At 41.5% G+C, this 22,759-nt stretch carries 26 protein-coding genes; 9 read left to right on the top strand and 17 right to left on the bottom strand.

What is annotated here, in order from left to right; translation table 11 throughout:
- Window positions 1-32: 32 nt before the first annotated feature.
- Together NST24_RS17840 and NST24_RS17845 are read right to left on the bottom strand one after the other, a co-directional pair.
- Window positions 33-266, bottom strand: a complete 234-nt coding sequence (locus tag NST24_RS17840) for a DUF5970 family protein (protein WP_035702387.1) — start codon at window positions 264-266, stop codon at window positions 33-35.
- Complete coding sequence (locus NST24_RS17845; protein ID WP_342462068.1) at window positions 263-2,539, bottom strand: glycosyltransferase; 2,277 nt, start codon at window positions 2,537-2,539, stop codon at window positions 263-265. Before NST24_RS17845 ends, NST24_RS17840 begins: the two co-directional genes overlap by 4 nt.
- 376 nt (window positions 2,540-2,915) lie before the next feature.
- On the opposite strand from NST24_RS17845, the gene NST24_RS17850 reads away from it, so the two are divergent.
- A complete protein-coding gene (locus NST24_RS17850) occupies window positions 2,916-3,749 on the top strand; it encodes a hypothetical protein (protein ID WP_100324660.1) in 834 nt (277 codons plus the stop codon).
- Window positions 3,750-3,821: 72 nt separating this feature from the next.
- Here the strand turns inward: NST24_RS17850 and NST24_RS17855 are convergent, their stop codons facing one another.
- The 9 genes from NST24_RS17855 to pta form a co-directional block, all read right to left on the bottom strand.
- Window positions 3,822-4,667: a biotin/lipoate A/B protein ligase family protein gene (locus NST24_RS17855; RefSeq protein ID WP_256688794.1), complete on the bottom strand. Its 846-nt coding sequence runs from the start codon at window positions 4,665-4,667 to the stop codon at window positions 3,822-3,824.
- A gap of 236 nt (window positions 4,668-4,903) precedes the next feature.
- Complete coding sequence (locus NST24_RS17860) at window positions 4,904-5,299, bottom strand: SMI1/KNR4 family protein (RefSeq protein WP_144679079.1); 396 nt, start codon at window positions 5,297-5,299, stop codon at window positions 4,904-4,906.
- A 32-nt stretch (window positions 5,300-5,331) separates the two neighbouring features.
- Window positions 5,332-5,607 carry a hypothetical protein gene (locus tag NST24_RS17865; RefSeq protein WP_008343569.1) on the bottom strand — a complete coding sequence of 92 codons (276 nt, stop codon included), beginning with the start codon at window positions 5,605-5,607 and terminating at the stop codon, window positions 5,332-5,334.
- A gap of 65 nt (window positions 5,608-5,672) precedes the next feature.
- Complete coding sequence (locus NST24_RS17870; RefSeq protein ID WP_342462069.1) at window positions 5,673-5,945, bottom strand: hypothetical protein; 273 nt, start codon at window positions 5,943-5,945, stop codon at window positions 5,673-5,675.
- 28 nt (window positions 5,946-5,973) lie between these two features.
- Window positions 5,974-6,336, bottom strand: coding sequence for a hypothetical protein (locus NST24_RS17875; protein ID WP_008343573.1), 363 nt, complete (start codon window positions 6,334-6,336; stop codon window positions 5,974-5,976).
- Between the two features lie 16 nt (window positions 6,337-6,352).
- Window positions 6,353-8,023 carry a T7SS effector LXG polymorphic toxin gene (locus NST24_RS17880; protein ID WP_342462070.1) on the bottom strand — a complete coding sequence of 557 codons (1,671 nt, stop codon included), beginning with the start codon at window positions 8,021-8,023 and terminating at the stop codon, window positions 6,353-6,355.
- Window positions 8,024-8,034: 11 nt separating this feature from the next.
- Entirely contained in the window at window positions 8,035-8,313 is a 279-nt protein-coding gene (locus NST24_RS17885; RefSeq protein ID WP_008343583.1) for a YwqI/YxiC family protein, read from the bottom strand.
- 4 nt (window positions 8,314-8,317) lie between these two features.
- The gene (locus tag NST24_RS17890) at window positions 8,318-8,716 is read right to left on the bottom strand and encodes a DUF5082 family protein (RefSeq protein WP_008343584.1); all 399 of its coding nucleotides are present in this window, start codon (window positions 8,714-8,716) and stop codon (window positions 8,318-8,320) included.
- Between the two features lie 181 nt (window positions 8,717-8,897).
- Window positions 8,898-9,869, bottom strand: a complete 972-nt coding sequence (pta, locus tag NST24_RS17895) for a phosphate acetyltransferase (protein WP_008343597.1) — start codon at window positions 9,867-9,869, stop codon at window positions 8,898-8,900.
- Between the two features lie 239 nt (window positions 9,870-10,108).
- On the opposite strand from pta, the gene hemQ reads away from it, so the two are divergent.
- Window positions 10,109-10,879 carry a hydrogen peroxide-dependent heme synthase gene (hemQ, locus tag NST24_RS17900; RefSeq protein ID WP_178929772.1) on the top strand — a complete coding sequence of 257 codons (771 nt, stop codon included), beginning with the start codon at window positions 10,109-10,111 and terminating at the stop codon, window positions 10,877-10,879.
- 67 nt (window positions 10,880-10,946) lie between these two features.
- Window positions 10,947-12,107 (top strand): MFS transporter, encoded by a 1,161-nt coding sequence (locus tag NST24_RS17905; protein ID WP_178929771.1) that lies wholly within the window; start codon window positions 10,947-10,949, stop codon window positions 12,105-12,107.
- 15 nt (window positions 12,108-12,122) lie between these two features.
- Here NST24_RS17905 and NST24_RS17910 read toward each other — a convergent pair whose 3' ends face one another.
- The gene (locus tag NST24_RS17910; protein WP_099727986.1) at window positions 12,123-12,602 is read right to left on the bottom strand and encodes an Lrp/AsnC family transcriptional regulator; all 480 of its coding nucleotides are present in this window, start codon (window positions 12,600-12,602) and stop codon (window positions 12,123-12,125) included.
- A gap of 145 nt (window positions 12,603-12,747) precedes the next feature.
- Here NST24_RS17910 and NST24_RS17915 point away from each other — a divergent pair, with 145 nt between their 5' ends.
- The 6 genes from NST24_RS17915 to NST24_RS17940 all read left to right on the top strand — a co-directional run bounded on the left by NST24_RS17915 (window position 12,748) and on the right by NST24_RS17940 (window position 18,850).
- Complete coding sequence (locus NST24_RS17915) at window positions 12,748-13,980, top strand: MFS transporter (RefSeq protein ID WP_342462071.1); 1,233 nt, start codon at window positions 12,748-12,750, stop codon at window positions 13,978-13,980.
- Window positions 13,981-14,129: 149 nt separating this feature from the next.
- Complete coding sequence (locus NST24_RS17920; RefSeq protein ID WP_039165206.1) at window positions 14,130-14,735, top strand: bacilysin biosynthesis protein BacA; 606 nt, start codon at window positions 14,130-14,132, stop codon at window positions 14,733-14,735.
- A gap of 1 nt (window position 14,736) precedes the next feature.
- The gene (locus tag NST24_RS17925; RefSeq protein ID WP_342462072.1) at window positions 14,737-15,444 is read left to right on the top strand and encodes a cupin domain-containing protein; all 708 of its coding nucleotides are present in this window, start codon (window positions 14,737-14,739) and stop codon (window positions 15,442-15,444) included.
- Window positions 15,441-16,202 carry an SDR family NAD(P)-dependent oxidoreductase gene (locus tag NST24_RS17930; RefSeq protein ID WP_008343608.1) on the top strand — a complete coding sequence of 254 codons (762 nt, stop codon included), beginning with the start codon at window positions 15,441-15,443 and terminating at the stop codon, window positions 16,200-16,202. Before NST24_RS17925 ends, NST24_RS17930 begins: the two co-directional genes overlap by 4 nt.
- Window positions 16,203-16,217: 15 nt before the next feature.
- Window positions 16,218-17,639, top strand: a complete 1,422-nt coding sequence (locus NST24_RS17935; RefSeq protein ID WP_268430404.1) for an ATP-grasp domain-containing protein — start codon at window positions 16,218-16,220, stop codon at window positions 17,637-17,639.
- A gap of 14 nt (window positions 17,640-17,653) precedes the next feature.
- Window positions 17,654-18,850, top strand: coding sequence for an aminotransferase class I/II-fold pyridoxal phosphate-dependent enzyme (locus NST24_RS17940; RefSeq protein ID WP_342462073.1), 1,197 nt, complete (start codon window positions 17,654-17,656; stop codon window positions 18,848-18,850).
- A 15-nt stretch (window positions 18,851-18,865) separates the two neighbouring features.
- Here the strand turns inward: NST24_RS17940 and NST24_RS17945 are convergent, their stop codons facing one another.
- The 5 genes from NST24_RS17945 to NST24_RS17965 form a co-directional block, all read right to left on the bottom strand.
- On the bottom strand, window positions 18,866-19,657 hold the full coding sequence (locus tag NST24_RS17945; protein WP_342462074.1) for an SDR family oxidoreductase: 792 nt from the start codon (window positions 19,655-19,657) through the stop codon (window positions 18,866-18,868).
- A gap of 92 nt (window positions 19,658-19,749) precedes the next feature.
- Window positions 19,750-20,205 carry a dTDP-4-dehydrorhamnose 3,5-epimerase family protein gene (locus tag NST24_RS17950; protein WP_008343612.1) on the bottom strand — a complete coding sequence of 152 codons (456 nt, stop codon included), beginning with the start codon at window positions 20,203-20,205 and terminating at the stop codon, window positions 19,750-19,752.
- Entirely contained in the window at window positions 20,198-21,052 is an 855-nt protein-coding gene (rfbD, locus tag NST24_RS17955; RefSeq protein WP_178929766.1) for a dTDP-4-dehydrorhamnose reductase, read from the bottom strand. The genes NST24_RS17950 and rfbD overlap by 8 nt, the downstream gene beginning before the upstream one ends.
- Before the next feature lie 3 nt (window positions 21,053-21,055).
- Window positions 21,056-22,021, bottom strand: coding sequence for a dTDP-glucose 4,6-dehydratase (gene rfbB, locus NST24_RS17960; RefSeq protein ID WP_024719470.1), 966 nt, complete (start codon window positions 22,019-22,021; stop codon window positions 21,056-21,058).
- On the bottom strand, window positions 22,018-22,758 hold the full coding sequence (locus NST24_RS17965; protein WP_178929765.1) for a sugar phosphate nucleotidyltransferase: 741 nt from the start codon (window positions 22,756-22,758) through the stop codon (window positions 22,018-22,020). Before NST24_RS17965 ends, rfbB begins: the two co-directional genes overlap by 4 nt.
- Between the last annotated feature and the right edge of the window lies 1 nt (window position 22,759).

Here is a 22,759-nt window from a genome sequence, read left to right on the forward strand (position 1 = left end):
AAAAGTGCTCCCCACCTGCGGGAAGCACTTTTTTAAATATCCAAAAATAGCATCACGCTAAAAAGGACATTGATCAAGAAGACGAACATAAAAATGTACCTGACTTGCCTCACCTGAAAATCACCAAACATAAAAATATAAAGCCCTGCGATACCAAGCGTCAGTACAGGCTGAAGAAACGGCACGAAAAGCGAAATGCCGTAGCCGGCTCCTATGATGACAGGAAGCCATAGTAAATAGAGGTAACCGCCATTTTTAGATTTCAAGAAACCACTCCCTCTCTTTCTTCTATCTGCTTGATTTCAGGCTGAACAAACTTGAGTCCGGCCATTGTACGTCTGCGTTTTTGTGATGTCCAAACCGCAATCGCCGGCTGATCTGTTAGAGACTCTGTGTCAATGGTGATCAGCACTTTCCCATTTAATTCAATTGAATCTTCAAACTCAATTTTGCACCCAGATAAACTGATATCATGTATGATCACCGGCACCTTCTCTTCTAGTCGGTCCTCATAGGCGATCGTACCTGTCACACCTTGCAATGGCCTTCTCATCCATTTGCGACGCAGAGCCTTTGGTACCTTCTCCGTTTCTCTTAAAAAGCGGAGAAACGTCCGAACGGCATACGATTTTTTCTCACGATCCGTCATCGCTACATGCTCTCGTGTGAATAAGAAACGGATCAGTGATAAATACTCTGATTTTTGTGTGTCAGTAAAAGCAACACCAACCATCAGCTGGTCTCCCTCTGGATAGCTCCAAACCACGTCACACGACACGCTTTCATTCTCTGAAAAAAACAATTGCGTTTGTCCTTGATAAAGAGAAGACGCTTGGTCCAATGGAATGGACAGACGCGCACCTGAATCACTCATATCTAGTAGAAAACAAGCAATCGACTGATCTTGATGATCAGAACGAAGATGCCCCTCTTTTTCAATGACAAACCGCTCTGATTTCCGATAACGCGGTCGATCAAACGCCACAAGCAGTGCCATGAATAAGCCTGCACCGTTATAAAGCACCCAAAAAATATTAATCAACAGGAGATCAGCGTTCATCGTCCCATTTACCTTCACATCGTAACCTATTTTCACAAGGGCAAGCAATGAGAGCAGCAAGAAGATCAGATGGGGAATCATCGTTTTCAAATGAAAATGTCTTTTGTCCGTTTGAATTCCCTTCGGTGTCACCAGAAATTCAACACGTTTTTTCAAGAACAGTTCACTGAGTGCCACACCAGCTAAGTGGAATGCCATAGAACTTTCATAAATATGACTCCAAAACATACTTCTCTTTTGATTCGACACAAGTTTAAATGCTAAATAGGAACTAAAGAACGCCGGCAGCCAAAACATGAAAACGGACTGGAAATCTGCCCAGAAACTTTGAATACCAAACAATAAAAACAAAATCGGTGTGAGAATATAAATCATTTTAAACAAACCGTTAAACCAATACACAATGCCATCTAAATAAAGAACACGCTGCATAAGCGTTAAGCCGCGCACCTTCAAAGGATTAAACTTACGGGCACACTGAATGTTCCCTCTCGACCACCGATCTCTTTGCTTTAACAGATCAAGCCAGCTTTCAGGTGCCAGACCGACGGCTAATACTTCTCCGACAGACACAGATTTGAATTTCCCTTGGAGAAGCATTCCTGTTGCCATGTCTTCTGTAATCACTCCAGTAGCAAATCCGCCAATTTCATCTAATGCCGTTCTTCTAAATACCGTATTACTCCCAACATACATGACGGCATTAAACCGATCCTTACCAGCTTGGAGAGTTTGCATGAAGAAGTCCTGCTCATTTGGAATTCGATCTTTCGAGAACATATTATATTGGAAAGGATCTTCGTTATAAAACGCCTGTGGAACTTGAACAAACGCAGTTGCTCCATCATGAAAATAAGGCACTGTTTTTTCTAAAAATGAAGGAAGAGGGACCATATCTGCATCAAGTGTGAGAATCAGCTCTCCATCCGTTTGAGACATCGCATGATTTAAATTACCTGCCTTAGCAAATCTGTTATCTGTTCTTGTCAGATAATGAACACCAAACTCAGAAGCAAGCTGCTCTACTGCTTCCCTATTGCCATCATCACATAAATAAATTTGAACGCTTTCCTTCGGATAAGAGAGATTCAAACAACCTGCAACAGTGCGTTTCAGCACCTCAATTGGTTCATTATATGTAGCTATGAAAATATCAACTGTTGGCAGCCTTTCAAGATCACTGATCATGACTTGTTTCCGATTTGAAGGCTTCCAAACAAGTGTATAAAACACAAGCAACTGGATAAACCCAATGCATTCACAGACAACAAGCAAAATGCCCATGACAACATTAAAAGTACCTTCATGCGGCAATGTAAAGAAGAGACGCCAGCAAATATAGGCAGCATTTGTTAACACACATAGCACAATGATGATTTTTTTCACAGTAGAGGCCATTGGCTGTATACGATATATCATATACAACAGAGACAACATACAAAGCATAAACAGCGGGTAATACGTGGTGATGAATGACAATACATTTTCCTTCTTTCTTATGTCATAAAGGACTATCACATATAAAATGTCATAACAAAGGAGGGGATTCTTCCATTAGATTGCCCCTCCATTTCTATATAAATCATTTCCACAATCGATCTAACTGATTTGAATAAAAATCAATGGCCCTTCGATAACTCAAAATAGCAGGATCATTTGTCGTCTCAGTTAAACAGTTCAGTAATATTTCCATTGCTTTCTTATGTTCTTTTCAAATTTTTTTGGATTTCATCGCAATTTCCCTTCCCAAAAATATGTAACTATTATAATTAAAAAGAAGTTATTGAAATTAATGTTAATTTATAATAATAGATACCGATATACATATTAGTAATCAAAAGGGAGTTGTTAAAAAATGAAGAAATTTTTATATGGATTAGTGATCACTATGTTATTAAGCTCTATATCCTTTAATGCACTGGCGGCAGAAGAACCAAATGCCCCAATTGAATTAAAAAGAAGTAATGCTTTTAGCATTCCGGATGAAGCTAAAACAACTATTATAAATACAGACGATCATCGAATTTATAAAGTCTACCTTGGTATAAATAAGGCAGAAAAACTAACCCTTCGTTCTTCTAAAACATTTGATGTCAAAATAACTAATCCTAAGAGTGAAGTCATTTCACAAAGTAAAGGAATAGGAAAAAGTACAATCAATGAAGAAGGAACAGCTCAAATTGAATTTCCTACGGATTTAGAAGGAGATTATTTAATTTACATTAATCCTTCTGATGATGATAAAAATCAATTTCCATATGAATTAAATGTTACTGTAGGAATGCCTGTTTTGTATTCACCAGTTATGGAAAAAAGAATTACTCTTAATCAAGCTTCTATTACCTCATTTAATAAAACTAGCTCGCTACAATATTTCGACCTATCAAATGACAGTTCAATTCCAGATAATAGTTACATAACAGAAGTTAGAACTGATGGTCCTGACAGCGGTCAAAATTCACTAAGTCTATATACATTGAAACGAAGTATACGTCCAAATTCTAGTATGACCTGGATTGACACAAAATACCCTAATTTCAGAAATTACCCATCTTATTACCCTAATGGATCATGGAATCCAGTTAAACAAAAGTATGCCTTCAAAATATCTGCATTAACATTTAATCAGCCTGGAACATACACTTTTTATCCTAACGTTTATATTGGCTATAAAGTTGAATTAAAATAATAGAGATAGATCGACAAAATGACTAGATTGTTTTGTCGATCTAAAATATATTTCCAAAAATTCGCTTCCCATTCACGAAAACACCTTTTCATTCCGCTCAATCATCCGTGTCATGTTTTTCTCAAACTCCAGTTGTTCCTCGGTGGTCAACCCTGAAGCAGTCAGTTGCTCGCTCAGCTTTTGAAGTTCTTCTAGTAAAAGACGCATGAGAAGCGCACAATCAATGGGTTCTCCAGTTAATTCTGATAGGGATGCCATCGTATCAGGCTTTATATCAGGGAATACCGCTTTCACCTCATGCCTTCTATCCTTTAAGGCCGCCTCATAAAAACGGCGAATCAACTCAGCTCGTTTTCGACCGCTTCCATCTGCACACAAATAGATTTGCACAGCGACCCCTCCGCGTAATCTACGCTGAGAAATGCCGGCAAATTTCTTTCCATTGATGCTCAAATCGTAGCTACCTGGACAGTAAGAGCCGACAATTTCATAGGCTTCAATGTCCACCTCATACATCGACAGCATCCGGCGGATCAATTCCACCATCGCATCATATCCACGGTCAATATCAATGCCCTTCTTTTGTTCCGCAAAGATTAAAGACACATTTAGTACGCCTTCATCCAGCACAACAGCAAGACCACCTGAATTGCGCACAATGACGCGATATCCCTCTTCCTCAAGAAGCTTTACACCCTCTTGGAGAAATGGAAGTCTTGTATCCTGAATCCCAAGAACGATCGTATTGTGGTGTACCCAAGAACGCGCTGTCGCTGGTGAGAGTCCTTTCCCGACCGACGCACAAAGCGTATCATCCATCGCAAAAGATTGCTTCGGGTCCACATAAAGACCAAGGCTCGATTGATCTATGATTCGCCATGTCGGCTGCGTCAATAACTCAATAGGTTCATTTTTCATGTCCTGCATATCCTCTCGTTCATAAACTGTGTTTATTATAACATGGAGGGAGAATGAGCGAGAAAAAAGCTCTATGACAAGGAACGTCACAGAGCTTTTCAACTGGATGCTTTGGTTTTCTTGTTCTTCCTTTTCGTGATGAAATAAACAGCTGCAATCAAAACGACAGGAACCCCAACCACGAGGCCCGCAGCGATCAATGTGTTCCACGGCAAATCGATCATCTCCTTAATAGACTAAACTTCTATGAAACAGCCGTGACTTACCCAGCTTAACAAGTCTTCAGCCACCAATTCCGCATGCTGAGGATCCATCACACCAGCATCGACGATCCACACTTTTTTCTCCTCTTCTGCCTGCCGCATGAGAAGTACTCGCCCACCGCCATCGTCACCAATGGCTACATAGCCGCTGGCATAATGATGGACTTCCCATGTTTTATTGCGTTCCACTATGTCCTCAGTTCCGTATAGTAGAACATCGCCTTCGACGGAACATCCATTTGTCTGTTGTAGTAATGCTTTATATGTATGGGGCAGAACCATGTTTAGCTCGGATTCTGCCTCTTTGATATGTATATCACTTGCTGGTTTGTTTATGACCAGGTTGGGAATCTGAGAAAAACGAATCATTTTGAAAGCCTCCTAAAAGGATGTACAAGCGTTTATTCAGCTGATTTTGGCATAATTCTTTTATACACCCGCAGGAGCACTTTTAATAGAAAATAGAAAATGATGACATCGAGTATAAAACCAAAAAATAGAAATTCAACACCATAATTTGAATGCAGGACTAGCCAATCAATGGGAAATCCTCGATAATCCGAACCGGCATGTGGGACATAAACCCCTCTCATAAAAGCTGTCCCAATGACGAGAAGAACACTGATGCTTAATAGCCAATTGACTGTTTTTTTGTTGATGTGTTTTTTCTGATTCATACGAATTCCTTTCTGTGTTTTTGTATCGCTTTCTAATACAAAGACTTCTACATATCACTATATAATCAATACAACATTTCTTTTAGTAGACTTTCCGCTTTATGTAATTCATCTAAAAATGGATTTAGATAATCATTATGACTATCCAAGTAAGCCCTAACTCCGCCAATGATAAAGACTTTTTGGAGATCATCATTGGCTTGCATGATTCTTTGGGCATTCTTGTATCTTCTATATATTAATTCAAGTACACCTTGATTGATCTCTTGAGAATATTCTTTTTCTAGGATGTTGATGACCGTTTGAATTTGTTTCGTTAGTTCTTGTTTTTTGTTCATTTAATGCTCCTTAAAACTTCGGCTCATACTAATAAATATCTAACCGTTGACAATTAAAACTTATAAAATCGCCTTCATTTATATCTCCCGGTATATTGCAATCCAATTCTAATAAAAGTCCGCCTACCTTCACTTTTTCATCACGCTTATCAATTAATTGTCCTAAAAAACTATAACTGAAATTATCATCTAATTTTTCAATTCTATACTCTGACAATTCAGCTTTCACTAAGTCTGACACATCTAAACAATAAATGGGTTCTAATAGTTCATTTTCTTCAAGGTAATTTAATGGTTGAGCAAAACACATTATTTCCAGTTCGCCATCTGTTACAATCACTTCAGCTTCTGAGGCTTCTTGTGAAATCCAGTTTATTTTTTTTATTTTCAATACGATCACCCTTTTTTTACTTCTTTGTTTTTATCCCTAAACTTGGTGCTTTTTTAGAAAGTTCTTTAACCGATTTTATATGAAATGTGGTGATATTTCCTGTTTTTCTATCGAGCCCAACAAATCCGTATTTTGCACTTCCCTTTCCACCAACAATTCTTACATATCCATTCAGTTCTGGTACATATTGTCCCTTTTGAATAAGGTGATTTGCATCTTCAAGATAATTTTTGATATTGTATTTGTTTTTGCCGATTGCACCCATTATCTCTTTACTATGCTTTTCAAAATGAATAATAGCTTCATCACCTTTGAATTTAATCAGTTCACCCGTACCCTTTCTTGTCTTCTCAACTCTCTTCACCACATTCTTCCCTTGATCAATCTTAAAGACATATTTCCCGCCTTTAATGATTTTCATAAATGGGATAATAGAGGCTGCGGATAGGGCTTGGTCGGTGCTGCTAATATTTTTGCTGGTTTCTGGGTCTTTGCCAGTAACGGCTCGGTAGCCGTCGTAGATGCCGCTGTATTCTAAAATGATGTTTTCGGCGGTTGAAACGACCTCACCGTCTAGTATACGTTTGGCATTTCCGCGGCTCCGGCTTTCTGGGATTTTATCTACTTCTTCTATTCTAACTTCACCGTTTGCGATATACGTTCGAATGATTTGTTTATTGGCGTAAACGGTGTATCTCCCGCCTATAAAATCAATGTCCGACGGATCTGTGACAACTTCATCAGCGATGTCGAATTCTTTTAGCTTTTTGATGCCTTTTACGTTGAATAGTTTACCCTTTATGACCCTGATGTCTCTATGAATCTTGTTTTTCCCGTTCACGGCTTCCCTTTGCAATGGCGTAAGCGATGGATCGTTTACTGTGATTTGTTTACTGATGTTTTTATGGGTGTCATTCCGAACAACCGTCTCCACATTCGCCTGTTGTTTCTCTTTCAGTTTCTTCAGCATGATTATCATTGGATTGTCTTTTAGGTTGTCTATTTTGTCGCTCAATCCACTGATGGTGCTGTTCACTTTTTCTTCTTTTCCATCTTTGAAAATAGATCCTTTTTGATAGCTCGTGATGTCGATTTTTAGGCCGGTGAACATGGTGCTTAGCGTGTTGATGAATTGTTTCATTGTTTGAAGGGAGCTTTTTGTTTCTTGCAAAGCACTTGTCTGCTCCCTGTCAAATGCATGAAGCAGACCAATGGTTCTTGAGGTCTCAAGCCATGCCTTTTGATAGTTTTGCTGAAAAGCTGATTCGTCTACATTCGGCAAGTGAACAATATGACCAACTCTGCCAATGGCGTGGTTCACCTCTGATACGATTTCAGAAATCGCTCGCTCCGCTTTTTTTAAGCCTTGATCAAGTTCGTGTTCAATAAATGCTTGTGATATAAAGCCGTGCTGATTTGATTCAAGGGTATGAAGCGCCTGCTTTGTTTGTTTGAGCGCAGAGCTGTATTCCTCAATGACAACCTGAAAAAATTGCAGGAAGGGAATATGGCATTCTGTATAAAAGGAGCGGATGGCTTGTCCCGCCTCTCCCTTTAGTGCGCCATCAAGTGAGATGATCTGTTGGATTTGTTTTTCTATGGAGCTAATCTGTTGTGATTGCTGCTTTAATGTATTCAGCGTTTGGTCAATTCCGTTTATTAGCGCAAAAGCATCAAGGGTTTTCATTGCGTTCTCCTTTATTTTCTTTTACTGCTGGAAGCAAGCGCCTTGTCCGTTTCGATCATGGTGTTCACCGCTTGTTCTGTTTGTACAAGTTGTTTCTGAAGAATGTCTATATAGGATGTACTTAATTCGTTCAGCTGCTGATTGATTTTTTCTAATGTGTCTGCCGTCAGAAGCTGATTTCTTCCTTTGATGGTTGTTGGAAGTGTTGCATTCATTTGAGCGCCTGATTGTTTTGCATGCTGTAATACTCGTTTGACCTGACTGGCATCTATTTTAATTTCTCTGCTCATGTGACTACCCTCTTTTTTCTTCCAGTTGTTTCTGCTTTTCTTTCTCTATTTTTCTTTCAACCGAATGAATTTCATGTTCTAATGAATGGATCTCTGATTTTAAGTCGCTAATTTTCTCATCAATTCGATTCACTAGATTGGTCAGCTGTACACTTTTTATCTCTTGACTGGCGGATGCCATCTCGTCTCGAATGTCATCAAACGTATCTGCGAGATGGCCAAACCATGTATGTGATGTCAGATCTGGATGAGTCATTTTCTTGTTAGCATCTGCCAGAGCAGACTTTGCTTCTTTGATTTCTTTTCGACACATGTTCAGTTCTATGATTTGTTCTTTTTTTATGGATATGTCTGCCTTTAACGAATACAAGGCTGTTGTATAACCGATGATAGCTCCAGACATCGTCAAACACCTCTATTCCTCAAATAGTCCTCCGTTATGTTACCATTTACTAGCACAAGAGGCATATGATTGAAAACGAATTCACTTAAAAATGAATCGTATGTATTGGGTTTTTATACCTAATTCACATAAAAAAAGCTAGCTTCGTTTTGACACGAAGCTAGCTTCTTGGATGATTATATTATAGTGCTTGAGCTGCTGTGATAAGCGCAAGATTGTAAACGTCTTCGGCATTACAGCCTCTTGAAAGATCGTTTACTGGCTGATTTAGACCTTGTAGGATTGGACCTACAGCTTCAAAGTTACCTAAGCGCTGGGCAATTTTGTAGCCAATGTTTCCAGCTTCAAGGCTAGGGAAAACAAATACGCTAGCATCGCCTTTGATGACGGAATCTGGTGCTTTTTTCGCTGCCACTGAAGGAACGAAAGCTGCATCGAATTGGAACTCTCCATCAAGAACAAGCTCAGGTGCTTTTTCTTTTGCAATGCGAACCGCTTCAGATACTTTGTCTGTTTCGTCTGATTTTGCTGAACCTTTTGTAGAGAAGCTAAGCATTGCTACACGTGGTTCGATGTCAAACATTTTTGCTGTGTTTGCACTTTCGATCGCAATTTCAGCAAGATCTTGGCTGTCTGGTGCAATGTTGATCGCACAATCAGCAAACACATATTGCTCTTCGCCGCGAGCCATAATGAAGACGCCAGAAGTTTTCTTTACGCCTTCTTTTGTTTTAATGATTTGAAGTGCTGGGCGCACTGTGTCAGCAGTTGAGTGTGCTGCTCCGCTTACAAGGCCGTCTGCAAGACCTTTATACACAAGCATTGTACCGAAGTAGTTTTCATCCAGTAATGCTTTTCTCGCTTGCTCTTCTGTCGCTTTGCCTTTACGTCTTTCGACGAAAGCTTGTACAAGATCTTCAAAACCTTCATATGTATGAGGATCATACACGTCAACACCATCAAGTGTAAGACCTAATTCTTTTGCTTTTGCTTCTACTTCTTCTTTCTTACCTACAACAATTGGCTGCAATACTTTGCCATCTGCTAGTTTTTGAACGGCTGTTAGAATGCGTTCGTCCATTCCCTCAGGAAAAACGATCTTAACTCCTTTACCTGCAACCTTTTCCTGAACTGTTGAAAAAATATCTGCCACTTCAATACCCTCCTTGATTTTACAAAAAAAGCGTTCTCTTTTAAGCATACTCTTCTTCTACATAAATTCAAACTACCAACTTACATTATAGCGCTTACAATTTAAATTCTTATTTTTCAAACTAATTAAATCAATTTCTAGAAAAGCGTTTTCGTCGTTCAAGTTTTGATCACATCTTCATTTGGACAAACTATGTTATAGTTGGAACAGATGGAAAACTGTAAATAGGAGTGAAAGAAATGAGCGAACAACATACTACAAATGAAGCAGCTCAAACACTAGATGGCTGGTATGCACTGCATGATTTTAGAACGATCGACTGGACAGCTTGGAAGTTGCTGACAAGCGATGAGCGTCAAGCCATCATTCATGAGTTCACAGGTCTATTAGAAAAATGGAAAACAGCTGAGCACAATCAGGCTGGAAGCCAAACAATCTATAGTATTGTCGGCCAAAAAGCAGATATTATGCTCATGATTTTACGTCCGACCATGGAAGAACTGGGTGAAATTGAACTTGAATTCAACAAGACACGACTAGCAGAGTTTACGACTCCAGCTTATTCTTACGTGTCAGTTGTTGAACTCAGCAACTACTTGGCAGGAGGCGGAGATGGCGGAGACCCTTACGAGAACCCGCATGTACGTGCGCGCCTCTATCCTGAGCTTCCTTCTTCTCAATATGTCTGTTTCTATCCAATGGATAAAAGGCGTTCTGGCAATGACAACTGGTACATGCTTTCAATGGATGAGCGCAAATCCCTTATGAGAAGCCATGGCTTAATTGGCAGAAGCTATGCTGGGAAAGTAAAACAGATCATTACAGGTTCTGTTGGCTTTGATGATTATGAGTGGGGCGTCACTCTTTTCTCTGATGATGTGCTTCAATTTAAAAAATTGGTTTACGAAATGCGATTTGATGAAGTGAGTGCACGTTACGGCGAATTTGGTTCCTTCTTTGTTGGAAACCGATTAGCAAACGAGCAGCTAGCGTCTTATTTCCATGTATGATAAACTCTTAAGGCTTCGGATCTCTCCGAAGCCTTTTTATGTATTTGTTTAGAAAGGTGATCTCATCATGAAAAACTTCCCCATCGCTATTTTTGCGTTAACGCTCGGTGCGTTTTCGATTGGCATGACTGAATTTGTGATCATGGGACTTTTGCCAAATGTCGCAAATGATCTTCATGTATCTATTTCTGCTTCAGGTCAGCTGATTACCGGATATGCACTCGGTGTCGCAGTTGGCGGCCCTATTTTAACGTTATCAACTGGAAAAATGTCGAGAAAACGTCTCCTCATCCTATTAATGATTCTTTTCGTGGCGGGAAATGCTGTCGCCGCTGTATCGACTTCTTATGGTCTCTTGATGGCTGCACGTATTTTAACGTCATTTGCTCATGGTACCTTCTTTGGTGTCGGCGCCATTATGGCTGCACGGCTTGTTCCTAAGGAGCGAAGCGCAAGTGCGATCAGCTTCATGTTTACAGGACTGACAGTAGCCAATGTACTGGGTGTGCCATTTGGCACCTTTATCGGAAATCAATTCGGCTGGCGCATGTCATTTCTCGTTATTGCCGTCATTGGTCTCATTTCCTTAATCGGTATTATCAGTTTAGTACCCAATCAATCGAAAGAAGAAGTATTAGATATTCGAAATGAAATATCGGTGTTGAAAAAGCCGCAGGTCCTCGTCTCCTTTGCGATGACGATATTCGGTTTTGCGGGTGTGTTTACCGCCTTTACGTATATCAGCCCGATCCTGCTGCAAGTGACTGGATTTCAGGAAAACGGGGTCATCCTCATTCTTGTCCTCTTTGGGCTTGGGGTCACCGTTGGGAATTTAGTCGGTGGAAAACTTGCGGACTGGAAGCTGATGCCGAGTATTATCGTCACATTGATCTTGCTGATGGTTGTCCTGTTGTTATTCACATATACATCTGCCTTTAAAGTGCCTGCCGTGCTGACGATTTTTGTTTGGGGAATCATTTCATTTATTCTCGTTCCTACCTTGCAATACCGCACGATGAACATGGCACATGAAGCCCCGACACTCGCATCAACGCTCAGTCATTCTGCCTTTAATATTGGAAATGCCGGCGGTGCAGCGCTTGGCGGTCTTGCTATCGAAATCACACATTTACAGCTTGTCCCGCTCTTTGCGGCAGGTGTAACATTCATTGGATTGATCATTACGATCATGAGCTATCAGTCAGATAAACGAATCAAAAGGACCTGAGGGCAGGTCCTTTTTCTATTTCACCACGGTCATTTCTGGCTCTTCTATTTGTTTCACACGTTCCTGTACCGGATGGGTAAAGGAATGCTCTGATAAAACAATATGAGAGACCGTTTTTGTAAAGCCAGACACATCTTGAATAAACGCTTCAATTTCTTCAAGAGAAGAAACAGACAGTTTAATGAAAAAACAGGACTGTCCTGCCACTCTATAAGCAAAGAACGCACGTGGATGCTGGTTCATAAATGTCACAAAACGCTGATACTCCCCATTTAATACGGTGACTTCCAGTAAACAGTCTATCATCAGACCCAGCTTTTTATAATTGACTTGAACAGAATACCCTTCGATAATCCCTGCATCCTCTAGTTTTCGCACTCTTTCTGCTACCGCAGGTGCTGATAAATTCACTCGTTTGGACAATTCCCTCATTGATAAGCGGGCATCTTCTCTCAATTCGTTTAAAATATGCACATCCACATCGGTGATTTTCATTCGTTACGCTCCTATCCCAAAATCGTTCCATTTGAAAAGTATTTTATGATGATACTTATGATACGAAATGTAAAATAACACTAAATAATGGTAGAATTTATTTTAACGGAATTGAATGAAAAAGCAAGTATGGAGGGATCACTTGATGAAAGAATCTTTAGACAACCAGGCTTCTAAAACATTTCCCATCACACTTGCCATTGCACTCACACTTGGCGTTTTTGCGGCGGGATCGGAGGAACTGGTGATTTCACCACTGCTGCCTGATTTATCAAACTCCTTTCAGCACTCTCTTGATGTTCTCGCTCTTTCCATCAGCATTTATGGGTTAGCTGTGTTGGTTGGAGCTCCGCTGCTCGTTCCTTTAGGGGACCGATATTCAAGAGAGCTGTGTTTGATGATTGGGCTGTTTTTCTTTTTGATTGGAACAGTGATGTGTGCTGCTGCCCCAAATTTGACCGTGTTTTTTGCAGGCCGTGCTATTTCAGGGCTGGCAACTGGTGTATTTGTGCCAACAGCCTATGCTCTTGTGGGCGACCGGGTTCCATACGAATATCGCGGCAAAGTGATGGGACTCATTGTTTCGAGCTGGTCTCTTTCTCTTGTCCTTGGTGTGCCCATTGGCGCCTTTATCGGCCAGAGTTTAAACTGGCGCTGGACGTTTTGGATCTTCGCTATGATGAGTCTCATTGTCCTGCTGCTTGTCATCCTTGAATCAAGAAAACAAGTCAGAGCAGCTGATCCGAAGGCACCTCAAGCTAGTGAGAAAACAGGCGCTTTATGGGGAGCTTTGAAAATCGATCGTGTACCTGCCTATTTGACTGTGACGTTTTGCAATATGCTTGGATTTTACGGCATGTACTCGTTTTTAGGTGCTTATCTGCAAAGTCTGTTTGATGGCGGACAATCAACAGCTGGACTTCTTATTATGGCTTATGGCGTCGGCTTTTCTATGAGTATGTTTACTGGAAAATTAGCAGACTGGTTCGGTAAAACCCGTTCCCTTGTCTTCGTGCTGGGTGGAATTGCGCTTGTTCTAGCCTTGCTTCCTTATGCGCCATTCTCTTGGATGTTGCTGATTTTCGCCCTATTTATTTGGGGTGCTATGCAAAGCTTATCTGTCACGCTTCTAAGCACGGTTCTAAGCGACTGCTCTCAAACCCATCGCGGGAAAGTGATGGCTTTTTACAGCCTGGCCTCCAACCTTGCTGTTATGCTCGGTTCCGCACTGATGGGACCCGTTTATGTCCATTTCGGATATCATACGGTAGGTATTGTCTGTGCATTGATCACACTTGTTGGTTTTATCATCAGCTTCGTCAGCTATAAACGAGAACGCGCCTTACAGAAAAAACAGCCAACTACACTTGAAACGTAAGCACATTTCACTGCACATCTCGATATGTGCAGTTTTTTAGATCAATTTTTAATATCATCATATATTACATTTTTTATAAAATTTGTTGACAATTACTAATTTTAAATTTTATAATCTAGTAAAAATTTGAAAAAGATTGGATGGTAAACATGATCCTAAAGAATGATGATGTGTTTCATTTCAAAGAAGAGCCAAGCCCTTCACCTAAGATGTTTACAGTCAACACTCTAGGCCCTAAGGGGACAAGCAGTGAATACGCAGCAAAACATTTCATCTCTCAATCCACCACTACACTCGGCACTCATACGAAACTATCCCTTTATGACACATTCGAAACTTGCATTGAACATACTCTCTCTCAACCACTTCAATTTACTCTCGTCCCACACGCATATGAAGGCATCAAACACTTCTACATGAGACCAGATCTACAGCTTTTACAAATTTTCAGATGTGACACGCCCATGTATGGTTTGGCTGTCAGACCTGATTTCCCATTCAATGAACAAATGCTCCACCAATTAAAAATTGTCTCACATCCTGCACCTGTCAATTTAATTCAATATTTCATTCACCAAAATGCTGAATTTGAACTTGTTAATTCTACAAGTACTGCCGCGCAGAAAGTAAGAGACGGCGAATTTGATTTTGCTTTAACGAATGAGGTGGCAAGAGCCACATATGGCCTCATCTTCATTCGAACGTTTAAAAGTATACCCATGAGCTGGTCCATATTCGGAAAAGGAGAGATGTAAGATGCAAACTGAACAAAAGACGCAAGAACGATATTTTCCTCAAGCGAAAAAATTAGAATGGGATAATGGCGTTATCCAATATTCCACTGTAAGAGGCGGTACGGAAGTGTTAATTTCATACGTCCCTCCCCGCACGATCATTGAACCTCACGAACATCCCGAAGCACAAATCGGTATTGTGTTAAAGGGCGAGCTTCAAATGACTGTCGGCCAATCGACTCAACTGCTCACCCCATTAGAATCAGCCTATATCGCACCACCGTTTGTCCCTCACGGCGCTTCAAATCTGACAGATGAAGAAGTGATCGCCATTGATATTAAGAGATTAAAGGATGACGAAGAATATACAGCTCCCCCCACTTATTTCTTAGACATTTTCAAAACACGGGATTTACTCCCTGGCATGGAAGTGACTTTTTTTGTGGAGGATTGGATGGAGCTGATGATTGCCAATATCCCTGGGAACGGTGGAGAAATGCCTTTTCATAAACATAGAAATGAACAAATCGGCATTTGCATCAGCGGAGGGTATGATATGACGATCGAAGGCTTTACAGAAAAGATGGAATTTGGCACCACCTATTTCTGTGATCCAAGGGAAGATCATGGGGCCATCAATCGAAAGCCAGAAGCATCAAAGTCTATTAATCTCTTCTTCCCTCCTCGCTATAATCGCTTAAAACCAAAAGCATCTAAGGTGAAGAAATGAAGCTGGATGGAAAGGTTGTCCTCATTACAGGGGGTGCGTCGGGGATTGGGCTTGCTGCTGTCAAGCTCTTCCTCGAGCATGGAGCAAAAGTAGCTGTCGCTGACATCAATGAAAGCAGCGGCAACCAACTAATTGAATCATTGCCGCATGAGCACCTTGCATTTTTTAAAACAGATATTACGAAAGAGTCTGACTGTCACCAAACCGTTCAGAGCGTGCTGAGCCGATTCGGTGCCATTGATGTCCTTATTAACAATGCAGGCATCGAAATTGTCTCACCTATTCATGAGATGGCACTGGAGGATTGGCATCGTATTCTTCAGGTCAACCTGACCGGCGTCTTTCTCATGAGTAAGCATACATTGCCGCATATGCTTGAAAAGAAGAGTGGAAGTATTATCAATACCGGATCTGTCGGAGGTCTTGTAGGCTGGCCTGACATTCCTGCATACAACGCAACAAAAGGCGGTGTCATTCAGCTCACCAAATCAATGGCCATTGACTATGCCGCTCATCAAATCAGGGTGAATTGTATTGCCCCTGGCATCATTGATACACCATTAAACGAGAAGTCCTTTTTAGACAATCACACAGAAAGTCTCGAGATCGTCAAAAAGGAAAAAGCAAAGGTGAATCCTATGCTGCGGCTTGGAAAACCTGAAGAAATTGCTGGCGTGATGCTCTTTCTCGCCTCTGATCTATCCAGCTATATGACTGGAAGTGTCGTCACAGCAGACGGAGGTTACACCGCTAGATAAAAAGGAGTGCTTTCATTGAGTAAAAAAACTGTACTTGTCATTGCTGATCTAGGTGGGTGCCCGCCCCATATGTTTTATGAAAGCGTGGCGGCATCATACCATATCGTTTCTTATATCCCGAGACCCTTTGCGATTACAAAGGGACATGCCGAGCTAATCGAAAAATACTCCATTGCCGTCATCAAAGACCGTGATTATTTTGAGACACACCCTTCTTTTGAACACCCTGATTCTATTTACTGGGCACATGATGATTATCCAAAATCAGAAGAAGAAGTTGTGGAAGACTTCATTCGAGTGGCTTCCTTTTTCAAAGCAGATGCAATCACGACCAATAATGAATTATTCATTGCACCGATGGCAAAGGCCGCTGAACGTCTTGGGCTGCGAGGTGCCGGTGTCAAGGCAGCCGAAATGGCGCGTGATAAAAGCCAAATGAGGGCTGCATTCAACGCCTCTGGCGTCAAAGCGGTGAAAACTCAGCCTGTCACGACTTTATCTGATTTCCAAAAAGCCATTGAGTCTATCGGAACACCGCTCATTTTAAAGCCTACATATTTAGCCAGTTCTATTGGCGTCACCTTGTTTCATGACAAGGCTGGAAGTGATGATCTGTTTTTACAAGTACAATCGTATTTGGAAACCATACCAGTCCCAGACGCTGTCACGTATGAAGCACCGTTTGTCGCTGAAACGTATTTAGAGGGTGCTTACGAAGATTGGTATGAAGATGAAGGATATGCTGATTATGTCAGTGTAGAAGGGCTGGTCGTAGAGGGCGAATATCTCCCTTTTGTCATACATGATAAAACCCCTCAAATCGGTTTTACAGAAACGGCTCATATCACTCCGACGATCTTAGACAATGAAGCAAAGCAAATCATCATTGAAGCAGCAAGAAAGGCAAATGAAGGACTAGGTCTTGAACATTGTGCAACCCATACAGAAATCAAACTCATGAAAAATCGAGAAACTGGATTGATCGAATCAGCGGCTCGATTCGCTGGTTGGAATATGATCCCGAATATTAAAAAAGTCTTTGGCGTCGATATGGCCAAGCTATTGATTGATGTATTAGTTGATGGTAAAAAGGCTGTACTGCCAAAACAGCTGCTTTCTGGACATACATTTTATGTAGCGGACTGCCACCTGTACCCTCAGCATTTTAAAGAGAGTGGGCTTATCCCACCTGAAGCCACACATATTACCATTGATCATGTGTCTATTCCAGAAGGGGCATTCGTTGGAGATACTGCGATTGTCAGTCAATCATTCCCTGCCAAAGGGACTATGGTGGATCTTGCTTTATTTGAAGCTTTTAATGGAATCGTATCTCTTGAATTAAAAGGATCATCCTCACAAGACGTTGCTGCGTCCATCCGCAACATTCAGAAACAGGCAACGATTCAGTTAATGGATGAATTAGTGAAGGGATAGAAAGAGAGGCTGCTGTGGTGAAAATGTTAGCATCTAAAATGATTGAACGGCTGCCTGAACAGAAATTCGGCACCGTCTTTGAAAAAATTGCTCAAAAGACAAAAAACGGAGCAAACATCATGAATCTAGGTCAGGGAAACCCTGATCTACCAACTCCTGCCCATATCGTGAGTGCCCTACAGGAGTCAGCGGGTGTTTTGCCATTTCAACAATATGCCCCTTTTAGAGGCTTTGACTTTTTCAAACAAGCCATTGCAGATTTTTATAGATCGGAATTCGGTGCTGAGATTGATCCGCAGAAGGAAATTGCTCTTTTCACTGGCGGAAAAACGGGACTGTATGTCATGAGTCAGTGTCTGCTTGATCCAGGAGATATCGCACTCGTTCCCGATCCAGGATACCCTGAATATCATTCAGGCATTTTGATGGCGGACGCCCAGCCATACAGTATCATACTTGAAGAGAAAAATGGCTATTTACCAGATCTCTCCTCTATTGATCGTGACGTAGTCAAAAAAGCAAAAGTACTGTTCTTGAATTATCCGAATAACCCAACGGGTGCTGTCGCAAATGAGGCATTCTTTGAAGAGGCTGCTACCTTTGCGGCCGCTCACGAACTGTATGTTATTCATGATTTCGCCTATGGTTCATTTCATTATGAACAAACACCCGTGAGCTTCATGAATACTCCTCTTGGGAAAAGTGTAGGCGTCGAATTATATTCTCTATCAAAGACTTTTAATATGGCAGGATGGAGAGTCGCCTTTGCTGTTGGAAATGAGGAGATCATCCAAGCCATCAACACCTTTCAAGACCACGTGTTTGTCAGTATGTATGGCGGATTTCAACATGCTGCGACTGCTGCCTTGCAAAGTGATGACCGTCATATTCAATCATTAAGGGCGGTATACCTTGAACGAATCAATTTCTTCATCCGGCAAGCGGCGAGAAAGCTTGGCTGGACAATCAAACGTCCACCCGGCGCCTTTTATTTATGGGCTCCGATTCCCGATGACTTTGAACATTCTCATGCCTTTGCTGACTATTTACTCGAACATGCCGATGTTGTCGTCACGCCTGGAGGAGTATTTGGAGCCAATGGGAGCCGTCATGTACGCATTTCAATGGTTGCCCCGATTGAAGAGCTTGCTCTCTTTATCGACCGTCTGTCCATCCTCCCCATTCGATTTCATCAAAAAACCCGCCTATAGCGGGTTTTTTTCAGTTTATATACTTTTCATCGTTCCACCGTCTACGGAGATTTGTTGGCCTGTGATATAAGAAGCTTCCTCTGATGCCATAAAAGCTGCCAATGACGCCATCTCACTCGCTGAGCCTACTCTTTGCATTGGGATACCTGATGCGACAGCTTGTACAGCCTGCTCTCGTGACACTCCCTGCTTCGTCATCATATTGCCGATAAATTGTTCATACCGATCGGTTGCAATAAAACCTGGATTTAAACAATTCACCGTAATACTAGACGACGCAAGCTGTGTGGCTGCATTTTTACTGGCATTAATAATCGCTGCATTCATCATACTATTCGTAAACATTTGTTCACCAGGTTCCTTCCACAGGTTCCCGACAATTTGAATGATCCGTCCATATTCATGTCTTTTCATCAATGCTACTGCACGCTTCATTGTATCTACGTAGGCGATGGCTTTTTGGGAGAAAGCTGCCAGCATCTGGTCAGGTTCACATGAATCAAATGTATCTGGTTTTCCTCCTGGAATGTTATTGATCAGCACATCGAGTCTGCCAAACTCCTTTTCTATTTCTTCAAAGGCTTCCGACCTCACCGCTTCAAGCGACATATCTCCACAGAATAGAGACAGCGGTTCCTTTGTTTCTGCCATATCTTGAATGTGCTGTTTCGTCTGTTCAAGTGAGGCCATATTTCTAGAGTTGATGATCACCTTCATATCGCTCTGGGCGGCAAGTTTTATTGCGATTGCCTTTCCAATGCCTGTACTTGCCCCTGTTACAAATGCAATTCTTTTAGACAAACTCATCCACATCCCTTTTCATCAATATACATAAAATGACACATACAGAATGTATTTCAACAAAAAAAGACCTTTCTCCTGCGAAAGGCCTCTCTTCTCTATTTAAAAGTCGTTTCCCAATTAAATCCGATCGCCTCATCATTCCACGCAATTCTCTTCTCATCTGGGTTTTTTGGGTCGTACGATTCTGTTGTAAAATACACAATCTGCAGCGGCGTCTCTCCTAATACGCGGTAGCCATGGGCAACTCCCTTTGGGATGAGGAGCAGCATCGGATTGTCTTCTCCCATATAATACACATCGGTTTGACCCTTTGTCGGGGAATCTTCTCTCAAATCGTATAAAACGACCTGTGCATGACCTGCTGGGAAAAACCAAACATCGTCTTGTTTTTCATGATAATGAAAGGCTTTGATCACGCCCGGAAAGCTTTTCGACCATGATGCCTGACCAAATCGCTTCAGCATCGGTTCGTCATCTCGAATGAGCTCTGCGAAAAAGCCGCGATCATCACAATGTTTCATGAGTTTTTTCGTTTGAACACCATCAATCATGCTGCTCGAATCTCCCTTCTTTCTGCAAGTATTCGTGAAGTGCATCCTTCCAATGTCTTGGCTTCCAGCCTGTCGCTTCAATCGCTTGCAGGTCTAAAACAGAGTAGGCGGGCCGAGGTGTTTGGAAACCATACTCTTCAGTGGAAATGGGCTCAATTATCGTAGACAGACCACTTGCTGCCACAATTTCTGTCGCAAAGTCAAACCATGAACAGCTTGCTCGGTTACTGACATGATAAATACCTGCTTTCTGGTCAAACAAGTGAATCAAAGCTTCTGCGGCATCCTTTGTATAAGTAGGAGACCCTAACTGATCATTGACGATGCGCAAATGATCCTTCGTTTCAGCCAGCCGAAGAATGGTATTCACAAAGTTATGTCCCTCATGTCCATAAAGCCACGATGTCCGAATGATCTTCACTTCATTTGACACAAGATGAATCAATTCTTCTCCAAGTTTTTTACTCTTTCCATAAATGGTTTGCGGATCTGCTTGTGCATCAACTTGGTAAGGGGTATCCGCTTGCCCATCAAACACATAATCTGTGCTGACATGTAATACATCAGCCCCTACGTTCTTAGCTTCAAGCGCTGTATAGTAGGCGCCAATCCCATTCACAAGATAGGCTTTTTCCGTTTCTGTTTCGCATTGATCCACAGACGTATAAGCAGCCGCACTGACAACAATATCCGGACGGAAATGTCTCATTGCATGTCTGACTGCCTGTTGATCTGTGATATTCAGCATACTCCTTGTTAAAGCAATGACTGTGATGTCTTTTTCTTTCAGCTGTTTCGTCAATTCTTTCCCTAATTGGCCGCCTGCACCGGTGATTAAAACTTTCATCGGTCACCCTTCTTCACTTTGATCATATTTGGCACGATACCAATCGATCGTTTTTTCGATACCTTTTTCGAATGAAGTTGCCTGCACCCAGCCAAGCTCTTCTTTTAGCTTACTGGCATCAATGGCATACCGCCTGTCATGCCCTTTCCGGTCTTGAATAAACGCGATTTGGTCATGAGAGATGCCTAGATGTGTGAGAATGGTTTTGGTTAAATCAAGATTTGTTTTCTCGTTGCCGCCGCCAATATTGTACACCTGACCGGCTGTTCCGTTTTCTACTACTTGTTTTACGGCTCTCGCATGATCCTCTACATACAGCCAATCGCGGATCTGCTGGCCGTCTCCGTATATCGGAATCTTTTCACCATTGACCGCTTTTCTAATAATGGTTGGGATTAATTTTTCTTCATGCTGATAAGGTCCGTAGTTGTTGCTGCATCTTGTGATCATGGCGGGTAGTTGGTGGGTGTGGATATAAGATTTCACAAGCAGGTCTGAACTTGCCTTGCTTGCTGAATAAGGATTATTCGGTGAGAGTGGTGTTTGTTCTGTGAAAGCAGGATCATCCGGCTCCAAATCTCCATATACTTCATCTGTCGAAATATGAATAAGTTTTTTCGCCTTTCCCTTTAAAACAGCTTCAAGCATACGATAGGTACCAAGGACATTTGTTTGGATAAAGGGTTCTGCTGACTCAATACTGCGATCGACATGTGATTCTGCTGCGAAATGAATGATGGCATCATAAGCTTCATCAAATACTTGATCCAGTTCGTCTTGCAGCGTGATATCTCCTTGGACAAAACGGAAATGAGGCAGCTTTGATAAATATTCCATTTCCTCTGGATGACTGGCATATGTTAATTTATCAAATACGGTAAGCCGGACATCGGACTCTTGAAGCAGCAGCTTCACAAAATTCAGTCCAATAAACCCTGCTCCACCTGTAATTAAATAAGACTTCGTCATTCGTATCCCTCTTTTTCCTTCATCGTTTCAAACATTTTTGTAGATGCTTCGTGGAGAGATTCATGTGTTCCTGCATCAATCCACCACCCTTTTAACATATCATAGGTCAGCTGGCTATTTGAGATGTAGAGATTATTCACATCAGTAATCTCTAGTTCACCTCGATCTGACGGCGAGATTTCCTCGATATATTGAAAGACGTCTTGATCATAAAAATAGATGCCCGTGACGCAGTAAGATGACCTCGGGTGCTCTGGCTTTTCTTCTATTGATAAAATTCGGTGATGAGCAGGATCAATTTCTGCAATGCCAAATCGTTTTGGATCTGCCACCTCTTTCAATAAAACCTTGGCTCCGCTTTCTTGTTGCCTAAAGGCGTCGACAAAAGGGCGTAATGAATCTTCAAATACATTATCACCAAGCATCAACACAAATTTTTCCCCTTGAGCAAAGGGCTCTGCATAGGATAAACCATCGGAAATACCAGACGCTTCTGGCTGTACTTGATACACAATATTCATCCCAAGTTCACGATCATCTTCCAGTAACTTTTGAAACAACGGAATTTGTTCTTCCTGTGAAATCAGCATCACATCTACAATTCCTGCTTCTTTCAGTTTGAATAATGACCAATAAATCATCGGGTATGGACCAACCGGCAGCAAGTGTTTGTTGAAAATCTTCGTTAATGGTGCCAGCCGTGATCCCTTTCCTCCTGCTAAAATAACTCCCTTCACA

It is taken from the genome of Bacillus sp. FSL R5-0286 (assembly GCF_038593245.1).
Classification (GTDB): domain Bacteria; phylum Bacillota; class Bacilli; order Bacillales; family Bacillaceae; genus Bacillus; species Bacillus altitudinis.